Raw genomic sequence first — 18,463 nt, forward strand, 5'->3', positions numbered from 1 at the left:
GAACTTCCCAGGAACCCAAAGGCAGGCATTCCCACACCTGATCCATTTCGACCCCCACTCCGCTGCCGCGCGGATAGCGAATAGCTGCCGGGGCATCGAGATGCAGTGCTGTTTTCAACAAATGCTGCAACTCATTTTCATCTTTAGGGGCCATAATGGTAAGGTTTGGCACCAGGCTCAGGTATGAAAGATCAAAAGCTCCGTGATGCGTGGGGCCATCCTCCCCCACCAGACCGCCGCGATCAAGACACAGAGTAACCGGTAGATTCTGCAAAGCAATATCGTGAATAACCTGATCATAGGCCCGCTGCATGAAGGTTGAATAAATGGCCACAAATGGCCGCAGACCCTGAGTCGCCATCCCGGCAGCCAGGGTCACTCCGTGCTGTTCGGCAATGCCGACATCAAAGACCCGTTCGGGAAAATCACGGGCCATGGTTTCCATGCCGGTACCGGCAGGCATGGCCGCGGTTATCCCCACAAGTCTTTCATCATCACCGGCAAGTTTGGTCAGGGTCTGACCGAAAACAGCGGTATAGGACATGGGGGCGTTTTTCTTTTTGGTCACCGCCCCGGTGGCAATATCAAAAGGACCGATTCCATGAAACGCAGTCGGATCCTTTTCAGCCGGTTCATAGCCCTTGCCTTTTTTGGTAATCACATGAACAAGAAGCGGGCCATGAAGTTTTTTCAGGTTTTGGAATGTCTCTACCAAAGCATCAATTTTATGGCCGGTCAGGGGTCCGATATATTGAAAGCCAATATCCTCGAACAAAGTCCCCAGAGGCACCATGAAACCTTTAAAAGTTCCTTCAGCCCGCTTTACCATCTTGAAAAGAGGGTTCCCAACCCTGGGGATATTGGTCAGTACGGATTTCACATCATGGCGAAAACGATTAACCACTCCGCCGGTCATCAGGCGGTTGAGATAACCGGATAAGGCCCCAACATTGTTGGAAATTGACATTTCATTGTCATTGAGAATGACAATCAGATCACGATCAAGACTACCGGCCTGATTCAGAGCTTCAAAAGCCATGCCCGCAGTCAGCGAACCATCGCCAATGACGGCAATGGCCCGGCCGGCTTTGTTTTGTATCTCTCGAGCCAGGACCATACCCAGAGCGGCAGAAATCGATGTACTGCTATGGCCAACCCCAAAAGTATCATAAGGACTTTCCTTCGTCTTAGGAAACCCACTCAAACCATCCAGCTGCCGGAGGCTGGAAAACCGGTCACGCCGACCGGTGATCAATTTATGAGCATATGCCTGGTGACCAACATCCCAAACCAATAAATCATCAGGCGTCTGAAACACATAATGAAGGGCAAGAGTTAATTCAACCACTCCAAGAGAAGAAGCCAGATGCCCACCATTGCAGGAGACCGTATTAATGATTACATCCCTCAGCTCAGCAGCCAGTTCAGGCAGTTCTTTAACACTCAGTTGACGCAGATCATCAGGATTATTTATGGTTTCTAGAATACTCATTCAGCCTCTTGCTTCTCCCTTTTCGAAGGGGACGGAATTCAATTCTGTCCCCGTATTGAGATACGGATAAAAAATTTTGTAACTATTCAGCTTTAGCCAGCTAGCAGCTTGATTCCGCAGGGGACTGAATTTTTTTCACGAAAACCGGGAGACAGATTAAATTTTTTCATTTTGAGATGGTACTAAAATCAATTAAAGATCGATATTATTCGGTGAAAATCATTCTGTCCCCGAAAAAGAAAAAATAAAATCTGTCCCCTGCAGGTAAAGACAACCCCGCTGAATAGTTACAAAGTTTTCAAACCAGATCATCCAGGGTAACCTTATGTCTGTCAATGATTCGTCGCAATTTTAAAAGTGCCTTTGCTTCAATCTGACGAATACGTTCCCGGGTCAACTCAAGGGTTTGACCAATTATCTCCAGGGTCTGTGGCTCATGGTCATAAAGACCAAACCGATGGATAATAATGTATTTTTCTTTGGGAGTCAGTTCATTTAACCAGAGCAGTATGGTTTTAAGCCTGAGAATCCGATGCAGGTGCTCCATGGGATTATCGGCTTTGGTGTCGGGCAGCTGTTCTAATGAAATTGAGGCACCTTCATTTTCGTCTGTTCTGCCACCGGGAGACAGGGAAACCAACTGGTTAAATGAACCAAGAAACGAATTAATGGTTGAAAATTCGTGGTCAAGGTAAGCGGAAATTTCTTCCAGGGTTGGTTCACGATTATATTTTTTGATAAAATCACGACACCCCTTGACGTAAAGATTCAATTCCTCCATCACATGAATTGGCAGGCGGACCACTTTACTCTGGTTGACTATAGCCCTGCGCATATATTGCCTGATCCACCAAACCGCATAGGTTGAAAACCGGCAGTTTCGGGCCGGGTCATAGCGCTCAACGGCTTTGATCAAACCAAGATTACCTTCTTCCACCAGGTCCGGCACCGGTAACCCCCGGTTAATATATTTTTTAACCAGGTAAATTACCAGTCGCAGGTTCGCCTCAATCATCTTTCGTTTGGCTTCTTCATCACCCTCCTGGACCCGTTTTGCAAGTTCCTGTTCCTCCGCTTGAGAAAGCAAAGGTATAGAACGTACATCTTGAAAATATTTTTGCAGAATTTCACTATCAGTAAAGTTCTGCGAATTGTTTCTCATCGGTTACAGGCCTTTTTCCCAATTGCTTTAACAGGGTGCTGAATGCCACCCCAGAATTTACATAGCAATGTACTTCCGGAATAAAATGCCAATGCCGGCCGATGGCAACTAATGGTTTTCCCAGTTTCATCGCAATACTGATTTCTGTCTGGGTGCCATAAGATCCCGGAAGTGCCACCACCCCGTCCGCCGAGTGGATAATAAGGAAATTTCTCAGGTGTCCAAGATTAGTAACAATCTCATAGTCAATATAACTGTTGGCCTGAAAGCGCTCAGCCCCGGGAACAATGCCAATTGTTGTTCCGCCGGCCTCTTTAGCCCCCCGGGCAGCAGCTTCCATTATGCCGCCAAGGCCTCCACAAAGCAGAATATTACCGGATTCCGCCACCAGCCTGCCAATATCAACAGCTTGCGGATCCAAACCGGCTTCAGATATCCCGGCACCTATAACTGCAATCTGCCAGGGACCATCGTTCCTGTGCTCAGGTGCTGCCATATTTCCCCACCAGTTTAACAAAGTTGCAGGGAATCAGAGCTTGGCGGCTATACTTGCCTTCGTTATCACCGGTGATCTTGTAAAGTTGCTGCCCTTCAGCTTCCACCAGGGGGAGCAGCATCATACCACCGGGAGCCAACTGGGAAAGGAGAGGCTCGGGCGGACTTATCGCCGCCGCGGAAATGACGATGGCGTCAAAGGGAGCTTCATCGTTCCAGCCATAACTGCCATCGAATATTTTAATGACCACATTATTACAATCCTGATGTTCAAGCCGTTTACGGGCCATAATTGCCAGGGAACGATGTTTTTCTATGGCAAAAACACGATCGGCAAGCCGACTGAGGAGAGCGGTCAAATAGCCTGATCCCATGCCGATTTCCAGGATCTTTTCATGGCCTTTTAATTTGAGTTGGTTTAAAAGGAAGGCAACCACATAAGGTTGGGTCATGGTTTGTCCGGCACCAATGGGCAGGGAATGATTACCGTATGCCTGTTCAGCCAAAGCTGAATCAAGAAAATAATGTCGAGGAACTTCGGACATTGCCGCAATAATTCTGGGATCGTTAACCCCCCGGGCAATCACATGTTCCTCTACCATTTTTTTTCGCCAACCGGTATAACGCATAATGTATTCCTAAGCCGAGCTATTAGCGGTTAGCCATTAGCAATTAGCTTTTAAAAATCAGGGCTTTACGCTGATTAGTAATAACACCAAACGGGTGAAGGTGGGTGATATTAAACATCTTGTAATTATTGGGCTAATAGCTAACTGCTAAAATCTAATCGCTTAATTTAGGGTATTGTTAGCAAAAAAAGAGGTTTAAAAGCAACCTAAAACCGGTGGATGGACAAATCATCAGAAGTTTGCTTCGATAAATTTTTCCGCCTGAACCGCCGCGACCGCACCATCGGCTACCGCCGTGACAATCTGACGCAAAGGTTTCTGACGGATATCGCCGGCGGCAAACAAACCGGGACAATCGGTAATAGTGTCCTCGCCCGCGGGAATAAATCCTCGATCATCCATTGATGTCAGGCCCTCAAGCAATTCAGATTTTCCCCGCATGCCCACATAAATAAAGACACCTGAAACAGGAAGCAGCCGCTCTTCTCCCGTTTGTACCTGTTTAATTTCAAGCCCTTTTACTTCTGAATCTCCCACAATTCTTAAGGGAACATGATTAAGGACAAACTCTATTTTCTCATTGGCAAATGCCCGTTCCTGAATGATTTTTTCAGCCCGCAGGGCATCACGCCGATGAATAATATAGACCTTACGGGCAAATCTGGTCAGGAAGAGGGATTCTTCAATGGCAGCATTGCCGCCACCGATAACAGCGATATCCAGATCACGGTAAAAGGCACCATCGCAGGTGGCACAATAGGATACCCCGCCACCTTTCATCTCCTCTTCCCCGGGAATTCCCAACGTTGCCCATTGGGTGCCAGTAGCGACAATAACAGTTTTGGCGGATATCTGTCCATCCGGAGACAAAGTTATCTCAAAACCGGGATTTTTAGGAATAATCCTGTTTGCCTGCTGAAATTGGCGAACTTCAAGGCCGAACTTCTTGGCCTGGGCCTCAAATAATGGTCCCATACTGGCACCGACCAGCGGTTCCGTAAAACCCGGGTAATTTTCCACCAGTTCAGTCGAGGCGGTTTGCCCTCCCATCATCATTCCTTCCAGTAGTACGGTATTCAATCGTGCCCGCGAGGCATACAGTCCGGCAGTAAGACCGGCAGGTCCTCCACCAATAATAACCACATCATAATCAAACATGTATTCAGACCTCCTTAGAGTTCATGGGATTAAAAAATTATGGCAGTCAACTTCCTTTAATCTAAAATTTTTCTGCTGGTAAATAAAACTTCTTTCTTTAAGCTCATTATTCAGCCGGGGACTTTCAAACCGCAGGGACAACTTCGCCGCCGGGCAAAGAATTTCCAGCCTTTGGGGAAATATTCTCCCCTCCTTAGCAGTAACAAAATCGTCATAGGTCACATGCCATTCAGTACCATCAGAAAAGTGGATGATCTTTCCGGCAGGCATTATACCGTCTTCAGCAACCAGATATTGAGTGCGAGTAACCGGCAGATTAGCCATTCCCGGATCAGTTCCGTGTTCAGTTTTCATGAGCATGGGTGGTGGTTTGGAAATCAACTGCAGCCAGGAAGCCATTAATTCAATATATGTCCACCACTTATTATGCTGAGCACATGAACCCGTTGGTATTCCCATCCCCAGATCACCATGATAGGTAATCTGACCTTTACTATCTGAAAGCCAGAACTCACGGTCAACAATCAGCAACTGCCAGGCTACGGTATACCATGGAGTCAACCATTGGACTTTCAACAAATCGGGAGATTTAGCGGTAAAACGGATGCGCTGGGAGTTTTTCCGGCCATCGCGGGCTTCCAGTTTGATCACTCCTCTGGCAACCAGAGTCTCAACATCAACCAGTTTATCCCAGGCGGCAGTCAGTACATCAGGACGAACATACCCTTCCGGCATAATTTTAACCGGATGACCGGCACAACCATATATACCAAGCACCATCATCACCAACAAACTTATCAGTCGGTAATTAACGGCGCTGAAATCTTTTTTCCATCTCATATCGGCTCATACTGAAATAAAGCGGTCGCCCGTGAGGGCAGGTTTGACCAACATTCACCTGATCAAGTTTCATTAACAGCAAGACAATTTCTTCATGACTTAAAGCATCACTGGCTTTTATCGCCAGGCGGCAGGCCATTCCGGCGGCCAGTTCATCAATCAAAGGCAGATTCTTTATTGACTGATTACTACTTTGCAGCAGATCACCGATCACTTCTGAGAAAAATTGCCGGGGATCATAATCTTTTGCCAGAACTGGAATCCCGGTTAAAACAACGGCATAATTGCCAAAAGGAGCCAGTGTGAAACCAAGTCGGTTTAAGGTCTCACTATTTTCATCCACCGCCGCCAATTCATCAGGAGACAAATCCATGGTTATCGGCAGCAACAATTCCTGGGAACCATTTATAGTCCCCATTTGCTGCTGCAGCTGATCAAATAAAATTCGTTCATGGGCGGCATGCTGGTCAATCATATATAACGCATCTCCATGGCTCAATACCAGATAACTTTTCCATACCTGGCCAATAATCTCCATGGCGGAAAAAAAATTCTTCCCCCTGGGCATCTCATTATCGGTCTCAGGCATATACTGCCGCGGTTGTTCATGGACAGCTCCAGAAGCAACATTTTCAGCTGTCTTTACTGCCCCGGGCTGCCAGTCTGGAAGCATATCAGGTTGACGGGCACCAGTAGCTGCAACGCCGGCCGAAGAACCAGCTTTTTCATGATCAGATGATGACGAAATTAAAGCAGCAAAAGGGTCATTTCCCATTGATCCGTTGGTTTTCGAACCGGGATAACCACTGAGTGCTTCCAGAATTGCCTGCCTGATCAGGGAAAATATCCGCCCCGGTTCAGCAAATTTAACCTCTTCCTTGGCCGGATGGACATTCATATCTACCAGGGAGGGATCAATAGTCAAAAATAAGACACTGACCGGATAGCGTCCTTTTTCCATCAGCCCCTGATAGGCTTTAAGCACCGCCGAATTCATCACCTGATCTTTAACCATCCGGTTGTTGACAAAAAGGTAGATCGAACGGCGGTTGGAACGGTGCAATATTGGTGGAGAAGTGAAACCGGACAGCACCCCGGCGGTTGAACTTCCCCCGGAAACCGGCAGTAATTCTTCACCGGTCTCACGGCCAAGGACTTCCATTAACCGGTGGCGCAAATCACTGCCGGCTGTACGTTTAAAAACATTTTTTTGATTATGGATCAAGGTAAAACCGCAATCTGGATGAACCAGGGAAAACCGATTCAGGCAATCAAGAATGGCACCACGTTCAGTAACGGTGGTTTTGACAAACTTTTGCCGGGCAGGGATATTGTAAAATAAATCCCGGACCCTGACCCTGGTTCCAACCGGGGCGCCGGTGGTATCAACCTGAAGGTGATGGTCATCATCCATGGTGATGCAAACCGCTTCATGAACTTTCCTGATTCTGGTTTCAAGAATAAAGCGGGAGACGGCGGCAATGCTTGGGAGGGCTTCGCCACGAAAACCGAAGGTTTTAAGGGCAAAAAGATCTTTTTCACTGACTATTTTACTGGTGGCATGCCGCTCCAGGGCCAGCAGGGCATCATTTTTTCCCATACCACAACCATTGTCAATAACTTCAATCAGTTGTTTTCCGCCGTCCTCGACAAAAACGCTTATCTGGTCGGCTCCGGCATCCAACGCATTTTCAACCAGTTCCTTGACCACTGAAGCCGGGCGTGCAACTACCTCACCGGCGGCAATCTTATTGTGAACCTGGGAGGGGAGGATTTGGATTTGGTTTTCAGCTTTCACCAGCCAACCTTTAATTGATGCTCACGTAGAATTTCCGCCGGCACCAGGTGCAGGAACAAGCGAAACGCGAAAAATAAAATCAGGATATCATCTATTTCACCAATGACTGGAACAAAAAAATCCGGGATTAAATCATAGGGCAACAAGAGATAGAAAACCGCGCCAAGGGGAATCATTTTCAGGCGCAAGGCTACCCGACTATCCAAAAGCAGCCCCCAGCAAATTCTGGCAAGCTGTGGCAGGCGGCGAAGTATGGCATTAGAGAGATAATTCGGCGGCAAGTTTTTCTACCTCTTCCACCAGTTCGTCCAGCAGTTTATCTTCGGGAACTTTCCGGAGTATTTTCCCGTGTCGAAACAGCAGTCCATTGCCCCGTCCACCGGCGATGCCGATATCGGCGGTTTTTGCTTCACCTGGTCCATTGACAACACAACCCATTACCGCAACCTTGATCGGCTGACGAATATGCTGCAATCGCTTTTCCACCGCCGTGGCAAGATCGATAAGATTGATTTCAGTCCGGCCACAGGTTGGACAGGAAATTAATTCAATTCCTCTTTGTCGCAAGGCCAGACTCTGAAGTATCTGATAGGCAACAAAGATCTCTTCAACCGGATCACCCGTTAATGAAACCCTCAAGGTATCCCCCAATCCAAGATACAATAAGATGCCGATCCCCACAGCAGACTTTATGGCTCCCCGTTTTGGGGTACCGGCTTCAGTAATACCGATATGGAAAGGGTAATCGACCGCTTCAGCCAGCAAACGATAAGCATCTATAGTATCTGTAACATTGGAAGATTTCAAGGAAATCTTGATCAGGTTGAACTGTTGATCTTCCAGCAGGCGAATATGTCGCAAGGCGCTATCCACCATCGCTCTGGGAGTGTGGCCAAAACGATCGACCAGATCTTTTTCCAGTGAACCGGCATTGACCCCGATACGGATGGGAACATTCCGATCACGACAGGCATGCACCACTTCCCTGACCCGCTGGTCTGAACCGATATTGCCTGGATTAAGCCTTAAGGCATCAACGCCCTGATTGACTGATTCAATGGCCAGTTGATGTTGAAAATGAATGTCGGCTATCAATGGAATTGCAATGGCGGATTTTATTTCCCTGAGAATTTTTGCCGCTGCCATATCCGGCACCGCCACCCGCACAAGTTCACAGCCGGCATTGGTCAAGGCATGGATCTGGGCTACGGTAGCATTAACATTCCTCGTATCGGTATTAGTCATGGACTGAACCGAAACGGGCGTATTGCCGCCGATCGGCAGTTGTCCAATCATTATTTTTCTACTCTGCCGTCTGTTAATCATACTTAAATTAAGTGATTAGCTGTTAGCTATCAGCGTTTAGCCTTGAAAAATAAAGGCGTTACGTTAATGAGAAATAACACCCAACGGGTGAAAGTTTGTAATTAAATATTCGATTTTGTCTATAGATTGACAAATTTTTATTATTTCTCACAGAGACACGGAGTCACAGAGGGCAAATGACTCGGGTTCTCTGTGACTTTGTGCCTCTGTGAGAGTATTTTTATCTTTTTTTGAAAACGTAGTCGAATGTTTACGTTTGTAATAGCAAAACATCCTGTAATCATTAAAACTAAAAGGTACAAGATATAAGGTACAAGGTAAAAACCTTAAACCCTACACCTTTAAAGGCTAATCGCTCAGTTTAGGTTAAATTAACTCAACTTTCTTAAGTTGCATTGCCGGGGACATATTGCCGGATGTTCGGACTTGGCTCGTAGCGGTATTGGCCGCCGAACGAATCACACGATGTGATTCGCGGCGGACGCGGGGACATTGCTTTAGCGCGCCCCACTAGCCGGCCTGTCTGCGTGCGGCACGCACAGGCAGGCCATGGACGGCCGGCGAGAATGAGCGAGAGCCATGCCGGAACATCCCTGGAAATTTATTTCCGCTGTTTTTAAATCCTTCGCCAGCATTCGACACCGGTTTGCACTTTTGCTTCGCCGTGCTTCGCGAGGGGACACACTTGACCAGCCACCGACAGCCGCGGGTTTACGGTCGGCTTTAACCAACCACCAATCCCTGGCCACCAGCCGCTGCTTTCAATCGGCAGTTCAAGAATGTCCCCAATCCCGGTGACCCCGCTTTTTAGTGGCTGTCCCCGATTTTATATAAACATTAATCTCGCCGAAGGTAAACAATAAATTCCCGGTTCCCCTTCTGCCCGGTGATGGGTGAAATCATTTTCTGCTGAAAGTCAAAACCGCCACCTTCGGCTGATTTGATGATTTTTTCCAGGGCCTCCTGCTGCTTCTTTTCATCACGGACGATACCCCCTTTTCCCACATTACTCCGCCCCACCTCAAACTGCGGTTTCACCAAAGCAACAACCGGCGTTCCGGCACTCAAAAGGGGATGAACCGCCGGCAGTACTTTTTCCAGTGAGATGAAAGAAACATCAATGACGCAAAAGTTTATTGTTTCCGGAAAATCCGCCGGCGAAAGGTAACGGATATTCGTCCGATCCATAACCACAACCCGGGAATCCTGCTGCAACTCCCAGGCCAGTTGGCCATAACCAACATCCAGCGCGTAAACCAGTCGGGCTCCATGCAGCAGAAGACAGTGGGTAAAACCGCCAGTGGACGCTCCAACATCCAGGGCAACGCAACCGGCAGGATCAAGGCTGAAAGATTGCAAAGCACCGGCGAGTTTCAACCCGCCCCGGCTGACATAGGGAAAATCACGCTCATTGAGACGAATAACTGACTCCAGGGAAACCTTCTGGCCGGCCTTGTCAACCACAATATCGTCACAAAGAACCTTACCGGCCATAATGAGAGCCCGGGCCCGCTCCCGACTGGCTGCCAGACCCCGGGAAACCAGGACTACATCCAATCGTTCACGGCCAGCTTTCATTCGGTCAGGGCAGCGTTCATTTCATCAACCAGTTTATCCGGATCCAGGCCATGAGCCAGGGCTCCTTCTTCAATAGTTTCAAACATGGACGCCGAACAACCCAGACATCCCATGCCCTTTCCGGCAAAAACTTCAGCCGCTTTGGGATATTTTGTTAACAGATCACGAATGGGAGTTGATTTACCAATCATTTTCTTTTCCTCCAGTTTTATGTTTAGTAAGTTAATCCAGTTTGTAGCATAATCATGACCGTCTGTCAATCTTTGCCAGCAACTTTAATCCATCAAAAGCATGAGGTAAAACCTTAATTTCCCGATTAAGTAAAGTAGACGGTTCATGGTTGATAAAATCATTAATTGATACATTCAGGTAATTACGTGAATGACCGGAAAGTGATGTCGACGCCTCCTTAGATTTATGTACTCGTTCCATGATAACTCTAAGAGGTTGGTTTATATATTCATTGTATGATACTGTTTTCTTAGCTTTTTCCAGTTTCTGTAATATTTTCACTCTCTCCTTCTTCAACTTTACCGGCACTGTATCCTTCATTTTAGCCGCCACAGTTCCAGCCCTGGGAGAATAGGGAAAAACATGGAGGTAAGTAAAAGGCAACTCGCTAAGCAAATGAAGCGTATTTTTAAACGCCTCTTCAGTTTCGGTGGGATAGCCAACAATAATATCCGCCCCAACAGTTATCCGGGGATTTAACTGCTTTATGGTCTTGGCCAGATATATTATCTCCTTTTGGCCATACGGACGCCCCATGCTTGCCAGTACCTGGTCATCCGCTGATTGCAGAGAAAGATGAAGGTGCTCACAAAGATTGTTTCCCTCATCCGCCAGCAGATTTATCATCGTTGGAGTGACTTCCTGGGGTTGCAACGAGCCCAGACGAACGCGCAGCCTCGATTCCTGCAGTAGCTGTTCAAGTAAAAAAGTAAGATCACACTCCGAATTCAGATCCTGACCATACTGTCCCAGATGTACGCCGGTCAGAACCAGTTCCCGATATCCGACATCAGCAATTGCCTTTGCTTCAGCGACAATTTCAGCAGTTTCCAAGCTCCTTGACCGGCCACGCAGGAAAGGAATGATGCAATAATGACAAAAAGCATTGCAACCGTCCTGTATTTTCAAAAAAGCCCGGCTACGCCCCATAAAGCTTCTGGCTTTAAGGGCGTCAACCGGCATACAGCCGGAAAAACCAAAATTTTCCGGCCCAACAACCTCTGGATCCAACTGTTCATTATCACTGATCCAGTGGGGAATGAAAGCCTTACCGGCATTACCGACAATCGCCGCCAGATTTTCTATGTTATCAGCAATCCCCGGATTAAACTGAGCATAGCAACCGGTCATAACAACCCGGGCTCCAGGATTATTTTTTATGGCTTTACGCACCTCCTGACGGCTCTGCATACCCGCCTTACTGGTAACCGCACAAGTATTAACAATAACAATATCAGCTGATCCATCATGAACTACCTGATAACCACGGCGCTCCATTTCCTCACCCAGAGCACAGGATTCATAATAGTTCAACTTGCAGCCCAGGGTAACGCATTTAACCTTCACCGGCTTATCACCCCTCCCACCAGCAGACAACCGTCCCGATAAAATGCCGCTCCCTGGCCGGGGGTGACAGCGAATTGAGGCTGATCATACACTACCCGAATCGTATCATAAGCTATCATTTCCACTGATGCCGGGGCCGGCTGGTGTCGATAGCGGATCTGGCACAACAGGCGCCTCGGACATTTTTCAGCCTTAATAAACCAGTTAAGTTTTTGCACCATAAAAGTCGTCCGGTAAAGATGGTGACGCTCGGCTACCACCAATTGATTTTTCATCTGCTCAATGGCATAAACATAAAGAGGCTCAGCATGGGCAATGCCCAGGCCCCGGCGCTGTCCAAGGGTATAATGATGGATGCCGCGGTGCATGCCGATAATCTCACCCGCCAGATTGACTATATTACCAGTTGCAGAAAGATTATCAGTCGAGACCGGACAACACAGGTCTGCATATGATCCATTTTTGACAAAACATAATTCCTGGCTTTCACGATAGCCATCCAGTGGATATCCAGCCTGGCGAGCCAGGTCCAGAACTTTTTCCTTTTTCAGTTTTCCCAGGGGAAATTTGGTCGCGGCCAACCATTCCCCTGGAACCTGCTGGAGAAAATAACTCTGATCTTTCGTTTCATCCTCTCCCTGGCTGATTACCGGCTGAAAATTTCCCCAGCTTGCAAGCCTGACATAATGCCCGGTAGCCAGCCACCGGGCATTCAAGGTTTCAGCGGCCTGCCATAATAAAGCAAATTTCACCCGGGCATTGCAACGAATACAGGGATTAGGCGTTACCCCGTCAAGATATGATTCTGTCAGATAATCAATAACCTGTTGTTTAAAAAGCTCCCGAACTGTTATTATTTCTACCGGCAATGATAATGCATTGGCTGCCAGCATTACCCTTTGCCTGAACAAATCAGGAGCAATGGCTCCCATGTCCAAAGATACAAGTTGGACTTCATAACCTTCTTGGCGCAACAATAAAGCCGCAACAACGCTGTCAACGCCACCGCTGAAACCAACTGCAATTTTTTCACTCACGGGAAATAACTTACAATGAAGTTTTAAATACGGGGGACAGAATTGAATTCTGTTCCCAGAAAAACACGGGGATTACAAAGGTGAAATGCGCCATAGAGATTCCGCGGCTTCAACCAGGACATCAATAAACTGTCTGATTTCCGCATCCGTAGTCCAACGACCCAGACTGACTCGAATAGCACTCTGGGCTTCAGCTTCAGATACTCCCATAGCCCTCAACACCAGAGATCCCTTACCGTCTCTTGAAGCACAGGCTGAGCTGGTGGAAACAGCTATCCCCTGTAAGTCAAGATGCATTCTCAGCGACTCACCGTCAATGCCGGGCAGCGAAAAGTTGGTGGTATTGGGCAATCTTTCAACCCGACTGCCATGAAATACCACTCTTTGTAATTTTTCCACCAGTTCTGTTTCCAGATTACCGCGCAATTCAGCCAGTCGTTTTCTTTCCTTATCTAAACTCCCTGGTTCCAACAGACTGGCAGCCTTACCCACAGCCACAATATTGGCAACTGCCTCTGTTCCACTACGGCGGCCTTGTTCCTGCCCTCCACCATGAATAAGAGGCTCTAGATTCACGCCGGAGCGAACCCACAAGGCACCTACGCCTTTGGGAGCGTAAAATTTATGACCAGAGAGAGAAAACAGATCAACGCCCAGTGTATTCACATCCACAGGAATTTTACCCACTGCCTGGACAGCATCAGTGTGCAGCCGGATACCATGTGACCTGGTTACCCGAGAAATTTCTTCTATCGGGAAGATGACCCCGGTTTCATTGTTGGCCAGCATCAAAGAAACCAATACCGTTCGCTCAGTAATTGCCGCCTCAACCTGATCGGCAGATATCATGCCATCCCGATCAACATCGAGATAGGTGAAATCAACCCCCAGTTTTTCCAGGAAGGCGCAACAATTCAGGATCGCCGGATGTTCAACCGCGCTAGTTATCACATGAGCTTTGGTTAAATCCTGCTGAAAGCAAGACCATAAAGTTCCCTTGATGGCCAGATTGTCACTTTCAGAGCCACAACCAGTAAAAATAATCTCTTGAGAATCTCCGCCAATCAGGCTTGCCAGTTGTTCGCGTCCGCTATCAATTGCTTCCCGCGCCGCCTGACCGGCCCAATGGGTACTTGATGGATTCCCATAGAGATCGCCCAGAAAGGGCAGCATCTCATCGCGTACTGCTGGATCTACCGGCGTCGTACCATTGTAATCCAGATAAATGTTCATATGCTCCCATCAATAACATTCTGTAATGTTACCGATTCCAGGAATACACCAATCTTTTCATCAAGTTTATCCCAAAGGGGACGGGTCAGACATTTACTGCTCCCCCGCCCGGCGTCGCAGGCCGGTCGTTCTTGAGTGCAGTCATCACAGTCAACCGGTTGCATACACTCCTGCACCACATCCATAATCTTTGCGACCGTGATTTGATCCGGATTTTTGGCAAAGTGGTAACCTCCTCCAGGACCCCGCACACTTTTCACCAGTCCGGCACGACGCAGATGGACAAAAAGCTGCTCAAGATAACTGACCGATATCCCTTCATGGGCACTGATCTGCTTCAAAGAAACCGGCTTTTTTCCATCAGCCAGAATCGCCATAGCCAGCATAGCTCGCACTGAATATCTTCCTTTAGTCGACAACTTCAAAAGCTCACCTCCATTGCCCGGGGCGGACAGGTCTTGACGCATAAACCACAGGCGGTACAATTATCAGGATCAAAAGAAACCAACATCGAAGGACGTTCAATACTTAAGGCCCCGGTTGGACAAATAGCAGTACAGGCACCACAATGAATGCATAATTCTTCATTACGTTTCACACTCATATTAATTGACTCAACCTTGACCCCCTGCCTCATTAGATAGTCAAGTCCCTGTTCCATCAAAGATGGATCACCGCTGATTTCCATCGCCAGGTAACTTTCTTTTTTAGGCAGGATTACCGCTCTCCGGATGTTAAAAACCAGATTATAATCCTTGATTAAACGATAAACGATCGGTTGATCATAATTTGATTTATCAAAATGAAGCACATAGGTTTTTTTCATCTTTACCTCTCATTTCCGAGACAGCGGAACCAGTTCCAGGTCGCCACCAGCTGCCAGCTTATCCCCCAAAATGGCAACAGCCCCGTAAACCGAGTCAAAAGCCAGGGCTTTCTGTATGGTTGGTTCCAAGTCATCTCTTGTTCTGATCCCGTTTCCCATGGCAGTTGCCAGAGCATCAGCAAGGGCAGCCGAATCAGCATAAATACACACGGCATCAGCCATTCCCAGGCTGAGTGAATGCCCCACCGTCGATGATGATGTACAGATGCCGGCGGAAAAATTCTCGGATCTGCTGATCTGAATTCCTAATTTCCCACTGAATGGTGATTGTCCGGCAAAGATCCCCACGGTATAAGAGCTTGCTCCCGACAGAAAAACATCACCACCATTTTCAACCATTACCACCGGACTCAGGGCCAATAAATCACGACCGACAGCCTCAGCTATCGCCCCGGCAACCGCCGCCATCGGCCCGACACCGGCTTGCTTCCCGGCAACAATCATCCTGCTGACCAACTTTGGCAGCAAGGCATATTCCGGAATATCAAAGGGGTAAAGCTGGCAGCGAACTTGCGGAAACTGCTCCAAAAACAATTCCAGCTGATGCCGATAGTAAATTAACCGTTCCCTGGCAAACTTTTTCAAACCGACATCTGCCGCCCTGATCAAAAGATCCGATTCATTGACCGTTACCGCAAAGGTGGCGAGAGAACTTTTATCAACATCCACTTGTAAACGATAGCAACGCTGCCGATATGATCCCGGTTCCGGCTGTTCTCCCCTATTCTCCTGCACGAACTATTTCCCTTGTCCGAATATGCGTATTGGTTTTGACATAACCACATAACATTGTCAAGTATTTGCTCCGGTTGTTGAGCTCATCCCCGCATAAATCGCGAACAAGAATTTATTCATATTATTATCGTTGACTATACAGCCGATCCAACGGATTCTGCATTGCGTCAATATCCTTGCGCATAACATGCGTATAAATTTCCGTGGTTTTAACGTCAGCATGCCCAAGGAGCTCCTGCAGCACTCGAATATTCATTCCATGTTCAAGCATATGGGTGGCAAAAGAATGTCGCAGCGTATGCACTGTGGCCCGCTTACCAATTCCCGCTTTTTGAACCGCCCTTTTCACCGCTTTCTGCAGACCCGACTCAAGCACATGATGCCGTCGTTCTTTGCCGCTGCGGGGATCAATCGAACGAGATCGGCCGGGAAACACATATTGCCACGGCGTCTCCCAGGCAGCATTCTTATATTTTTTTGCCAGGGCATTGGGAAGGTATACTTCGCCAAAACCTTCTTGAAGATCACGTCGATGCAATCCTTTGACCCGTTCAATATGCTGATGCAGTTCTTCCCGAAGCAGTTGAGGAAGATAGGTCGTCCTGTCCTTCCCCCCCTTCCCGGCTCGAACAAAGATTTTACCCTGGCCAAAATCAACATCCTGAATCCGCAGCCGAATACATTCCATGAGCCGCATCCCTGAGGCGTATATCAATCTCGCCATTAACAGATACGTTCCCTTCATCTGTTCAAACAAACGCATCACCTCATCTTCCGTGAGTACACTGGGAGGTTGCCGATTTCGCTTGGCTCTCACCGGGGCAATGGAATCATCAAGAGGACTCAATAAAACATCACGATAGAGGAAAACTAAGGCGTTCAATGCCTGCCGCTGGGTTGATACCGCAACATTCTCCACTGTTGCCAAGTGGGATAAAAAACGTTCTACCTCACTGGGTCCCATTTCCTTTGGATGGCGTTTCTTTCCATAAAAATAAATATAGCGCCGAATCCACTGGCAATAGGTCTTCTCTGTTGAATGGGCATAGTGGTAGTATCGCAAGGTCTCAAGAACCTGGTCCATCAGTTTAAGATTGGGATTCGGCGTAAATTCTACTTTATTTTTCATATTGCCGATGATATATCAAATTAAGATCAAAAACAAAAGCAAAAAGTGATAACTGGACAATTATTTCCATATTTGGCTATTAATATCGTAATAGGTGGAAAATATGGGTAGATATAGGGTGATATAATGGAAATTTTCCAGTTATCAACACTGTTATGGCTACAAACCCTGAAGGATACGATAGTGGACGAATTTGAATTACTTATAGATTTGCATAAGGGCGCTAATCGGCAAGGTCCCGGAGGCGATGCAGAGACCGAAAAAGCGATTAATGTCGCAGGTATAGATAGAGAAACACCATTAAAAATTGCAGATATTGGCTGTGGTACGGGTGCGTCCACGCTGACGTTGGCTCGTTTCCTTAATGCGAAGATTACGGCTGTGGATTTCCTTCAGGACTTTATAGATGTTCTGACTGAACGAGCACAGGGTGAGGGTGTAGAGGACAAAGTCATTCCTCTTTGCACATCAATGGAGAAACTCCCATTTGAGAATGGGGAGTTCGATATTATCTGGTCTGAAGGTGCCATTTACAACATTGGTTTTAAAAAGGGTGTCGCAGATTGGAAGCGCTACTTGAAGCTAGGCGGGCTGCTTATTGCCTCAGAGATTACTTGGCTTACAAACTCTCGCCCTTCGGAGCTTCAAGATCACTGGAACAATGAATATCCAGAGACAGATACAGCATCAGCAAAGATCAAGGTGCTAGAAGAGTGCGGCTATACACCTATAGGATACTTTGTTCTGCCAGAATATTGTTGGCTGGATAATTATTACGAGCCAATGCGCAAGAATTTTGATGCCTTTCTGAGCCGAAATGGAAATAGCGAAGAGGCTCGCGCTATCGTTGAAGCAGAGCGCCATGAAATTGAACTTTATGAAAAATACAAAACGTATTTTAGCTACGGTGTATATATCGCAAGGAAGTCTAATGCGTAAAAGCCATAACAAGGCGCTGCACTCGGACAAATTTTCCGCTGCGCTCCAAATTTGCCGGTGAGCTTGGCGTTATAAATTCCTCTAGCCATAATGCCCCGATTGTACTAATGTATAATACATATCACTACACCGAAGGTGGACATCATGAGTGTTACGAGTATTCGAATTGCTGACGACGTGGAAAAACCCCTGGAGGTTCTTTCCAAAAAGCTTGATAGGAGCAAGAATTATCTTATAAATCAAGCGATTAAAGAATTTCTCGCGAGACAATCTCTGGAGGATTCAAGGTGGCAGGATACCCTCGAAGCGCTTGAGTCCATCAAGGCAGGTAAATTTATTGATGAAGAGGATGTGAATGCCTGGCTGAATAGTTGGGGCACTAATAATCGAAAATCGCCACCTAAATCATGAAAATAAGGTACTCGCCGGAGTCCGTCGATGATCTCTA

The 18,463-nt window shown here is 47.3% G+C and carries 21 protein-coding genes; 2 read left to right on the forward strand and 19 right to left on the reverse strand.

The window, feature by feature from the left end; genetic code table 11:
- The 19 genes from dxs to U9P07_02470 all read right to left on the reverse strand — a co-directional run.
- A partial coding sequence (gene dxs / locus U9P07_02380) for a 1-deoxy-D-xylulose-5-phosphate synthase (GenBank protein ID MEA2108254.1) occupies window positions 1–1,492 on the reverse strand: 1,492 nt, incomplete at its 3' end.
- Window positions 1,493–1,790: 298 nt separating this feature from the next.
- Window positions 1,791–2,654: a sigma-70 family RNA polymerase sigma factor gene (locus U9P07_02385; GenBank protein MEA2108255.1), complete on the reverse strand. Its 864-nt coding sequence runs from the start codon at window positions 2,652–2,654 to the stop codon at window positions 1,791–1,793.
- Entirely contained in the window at window positions 2,626–3,150 is a 525-nt protein-coding gene (locus U9P07_02390; protein ID MEA2108256.1) for a TIGR00725 family protein, read from the reverse strand. Before U9P07_02390 ends, U9P07_02385 begins: the two co-directional genes overlap by 29 nt.
- Entirely contained in the window at window positions 3,137–3,778 is a 642-nt protein-coding gene (locus U9P07_02395) for a protein-L-isoaspartate(D-aspartate) O-methyltransferase (GenBank protein ID MEA2108257.1), read from the reverse strand. The genes U9P07_02390 and U9P07_02395 overlap by 14 nt, the downstream gene beginning before the upstream one ends.
- Before the next feature lie 231 nt (window positions 3,779–4,009).
- Window positions 4,010–4,936 (reverse strand): thioredoxin-disulfide reductase, encoded by a 927-nt coding sequence (trxB, locus tag U9P07_02400; GenBank protein MEA2108258.1) that lies wholly within the window; start codon window positions 4,934–4,936, stop codon window positions 4,010–4,012.
- Between the two features lie 21 nt (window positions 4,937–4,957).
- Window positions 4,958–5,776, reverse strand: coding sequence for a hypothetical protein (locus U9P07_02405; protein ID MEA2108259.1), 819 nt, complete (start codon window positions 5,774–5,776; stop codon window positions 4,958–4,960).
- Window positions 5,745–7,574, reverse strand: a complete 1,830-nt coding sequence (gene mutL / locus U9P07_02410) for a DNA mismatch repair endonuclease MutL (GenBank protein MEA2108260.1) — start codon at window positions 7,572–7,574, stop codon at window positions 5,745–5,747. Before mutL ends, U9P07_02405 begins: the two co-directional genes overlap by 32 nt.
- Entirely contained in the window at window positions 7,571–7,780 is a 210-nt protein-coding gene (locus U9P07_02415) for a DUF1232 domain-containing protein (protein MEA2108261.1), read from the reverse strand. The genes mutL and U9P07_02415 overlap by 4 nt, the downstream gene beginning before the upstream one ends.
- A 52-nt stretch (window positions 7,781–7,832) precedes the next feature.
- Window positions 7,833–8,900, reverse strand: a complete 1,068-nt coding sequence (gene ispG, locus U9P07_02420) for a flavodoxin-dependent (E)-4-hydroxy-3-methylbut-2-enyl-diphosphate synthase (GenBank protein MEA2108262.1) — start codon at window positions 8,898–8,900, stop codon at window positions 7,833–7,835.
- 497 nt (window positions 8,901–9,397) lie between these two features.
- Window positions 9,398–9,649: a hypothetical protein gene (locus tag U9P07_02425; GenBank protein ID MEA2108263.1), complete on the reverse strand. Its 252-nt coding sequence runs from the start codon at window positions 9,647–9,649 to the stop codon at window positions 9,398–9,400.
- 88 nt (window positions 9,650–9,737) lie between these two features.
- Entirely contained in the window at window positions 9,738–10,478 is a 741-nt protein-coding gene (locus U9P07_02430; protein ID MEA2108264.1) for a TlyA family RNA methyltransferase, read from the reverse strand.
- Window positions 10,475–10,669: a DUF1858 domain-containing protein gene (locus tag U9P07_02435; protein ID MEA2108265.1), complete on the reverse strand. Its 195-nt coding sequence runs from the start codon at window positions 10,667–10,669 to the stop codon at window positions 10,475–10,477. The genes U9P07_02430 and U9P07_02435 overlap by 4 nt, the downstream gene beginning before the upstream one ends.
- Window positions 10,670–10,721: 52 nt before the next feature.
- Window positions 10,722–12,056: a tRNA (N(6)-L-threonylcarbamoyladenosine(37)-C(2))-methylthiotransferase MtaB gene (mtaB, locus tag U9P07_02440; protein ID MEA2108266.1), complete on the reverse strand. Its 1,335-nt coding sequence runs from the start codon at window positions 12,054–12,056 to the stop codon at window positions 10,722–10,724.
- Window positions 12,053–13,093, reverse strand: coding sequence for a tRNA 2-thiouridine(34) synthase MnmA (gene mnmA / locus U9P07_02445; GenBank protein ID MEA2108267.1), 1,041 nt, complete (start codon window positions 13,091–13,093; stop codon window positions 12,053–12,055). The genes mtaB and mnmA overlap by 4 nt, the downstream gene beginning before the upstream one ends.
- A 72-nt stretch (window positions 13,094–13,165) precedes the next feature.
- A complete protein-coding gene (locus U9P07_02450) occupies window positions 13,166–14,326 on the reverse strand; it encodes a cysteine desulfurase family protein (GenBank protein ID MEA2108268.1) in 1,161 nt (386 codons plus the stop codon).
- Window positions 14,323–14,793 carry an Rrf2 family transcriptional regulator gene (locus U9P07_02455; GenBank protein MEA2108269.1) on the reverse strand — a complete coding sequence of 157 codons (471 nt, stop codon included), beginning with the start codon at window positions 14,791–14,793 and terminating at the stop codon, window positions 14,323–14,325. The genes U9P07_02450 and U9P07_02455 overlap by 4 nt, the downstream gene beginning before the upstream one ends.
- Window positions 14,748–15,152 carry a 4Fe-4S binding protein gene (locus tag U9P07_02460; protein ID MEA2108270.1) on the reverse strand — a complete coding sequence of 135 codons (405 nt, stop codon included), beginning with the start codon at window positions 15,150–15,152 and terminating at the stop codon, window positions 14,748–14,750. The genes U9P07_02455 and U9P07_02460 overlap by 46 nt, the downstream gene beginning before the upstream one ends.
- Before the next feature lie 9 nt (window positions 15,153–15,161).
- Window positions 15,162–15,947 (reverse strand): UPF0280 family protein, encoded by a 786-nt coding sequence (locus U9P07_02465; GenBank protein ID MEA2108271.1) that lies wholly within the window; start codon window positions 15,945–15,947, stop codon window positions 15,162–15,164.
- Window positions 15,948–16,071: 124 nt separating this feature from the next.
- Window positions 16,072–17,076 (reverse strand): integron integrase, encoded by a 1,005-nt coding sequence (locus U9P07_02470; protein MEA2108272.1) that lies wholly within the window; start codon window positions 17,074–17,076, stop codon window positions 16,072–16,074.
- Window positions 17,077–17,259: 183 nt separating this feature from the next.
- Between U9P07_02470 and U9P07_02475 the strand changes: the two genes are divergently transcribed.
- Both U9P07_02475 and U9P07_02480 read left to right on the forward strand, forming a co-directional pair.
- On the forward strand, window positions 17,260–18,015 hold the full coding sequence (locus tag U9P07_02475) for a class I SAM-dependent methyltransferase (GenBank protein MEA2108273.1): 756 nt from the start codon (window positions 17,260–17,262) through the stop codon (window positions 18,013–18,015).
- 144 nt (window positions 18,016–18,159) lie between these two features.
- Complete coding sequence (locus U9P07_02480; GenBank protein ID MEA2108274.1) at window positions 18,160–18,426, forward strand: CopG family ribbon-helix-helix protein; 267 nt, start codon at window positions 18,160–18,162, stop codon at window positions 18,424–18,426.
- Window positions 18,427–18,463 lie beyond the last annotated feature (37 nt).

This window comes from Pseudomonadota bacterium (assembly GCA_034660915.1).
Classification (GTDB): Bacteria; Desulfobacterota; Anaeroferrophillalia; order Anaeroferrophillales; family Anaeroferrophillaceae; genus DQWO01.

Coding starts and splice junctions, on each gene's coding strand:
- U9P07_02390 (MEA2108256.1), bottom strand. CDS start 3,150: ATGGCAGCACCTGAGCACAGGAACGATGGTCCCTGGCAGATTGCAGTT.
- U9P07_02435 (MEA2108265.1), bottom strand. CDS start 10,669: ATGATTGGTAAATCAACTCCCATTCGTGATCTGTTAACAAAATATCCC.
- U9P07_02470 (MEA2108272.1), bottom strand. CDS start 17,076: ATGAAAAATAAAGTAGAATTTACGCCGAATCCCAATCTTAAACTGATG.
- U9P07_02450 (MEA2108268.1), bottom strand. CDS start 14,326: ATGAACATTTATCTGGATTACAATGGTACGACGCCGGTAGATCCAGCA.
- trxB (MEA2108258.1), bottom strand. CDS start 4,936: ATGTTTGATTATGATGTGGTTATTATTGGTGGAGGACCTGCCGGTCTT.
- U9P07_02460 (MEA2108270.1), bottom strand. CDS start 15,152: ATGAAAAAAACCTATGTGCTTCATTTTGATAAATCAAATTATGATCAA.
- ispG (MEA2108262.1), bottom strand. CDS start 8,900: ATGATTAACAGACGGCAGAGTAGAAAAATAATGATTGGACAACTGCCG.
- U9P07_02480 (MEA2108274.1), top strand. CDS start 18,160: ATGAGTGTTACGAGTATTCGAATTGCTGACGACGTGGAAAAACCCCTG.
- U9P07_02430 (MEA2108264.1), bottom strand. CDS start 10,478: ATGAAAGCTGGCCGTGAACGATTGGATGTAGTCCTGGTTTCCCGGGGT.
- U9P07_02385 (MEA2108255.1), bottom strand. CDS start 2,654: ATGAGAAACAATTCGCAGAACTTTACTGATAGTGAAATTCTGCAAAAA.
- U9P07_02395 (MEA2108257.1), bottom strand. CDS start 3,778: ATGCGTTATACCGGTTGGCGAAAAAAAATGGTAGAGGAACATGTGATT.
- U9P07_02405 (MEA2108259.1), bottom strand. CDS start 5,776: ATGAGATGGAAAAAAGATTTCAGCGCCGTTAATTACCGACTGATAAGT.
- U9P07_02455 (MEA2108269.1), bottom strand. CDS start 14,793: ATGCGTCAAGACCTGTCCGCCCCGGGCAATGGAGGTGAGCTTTTGAAG.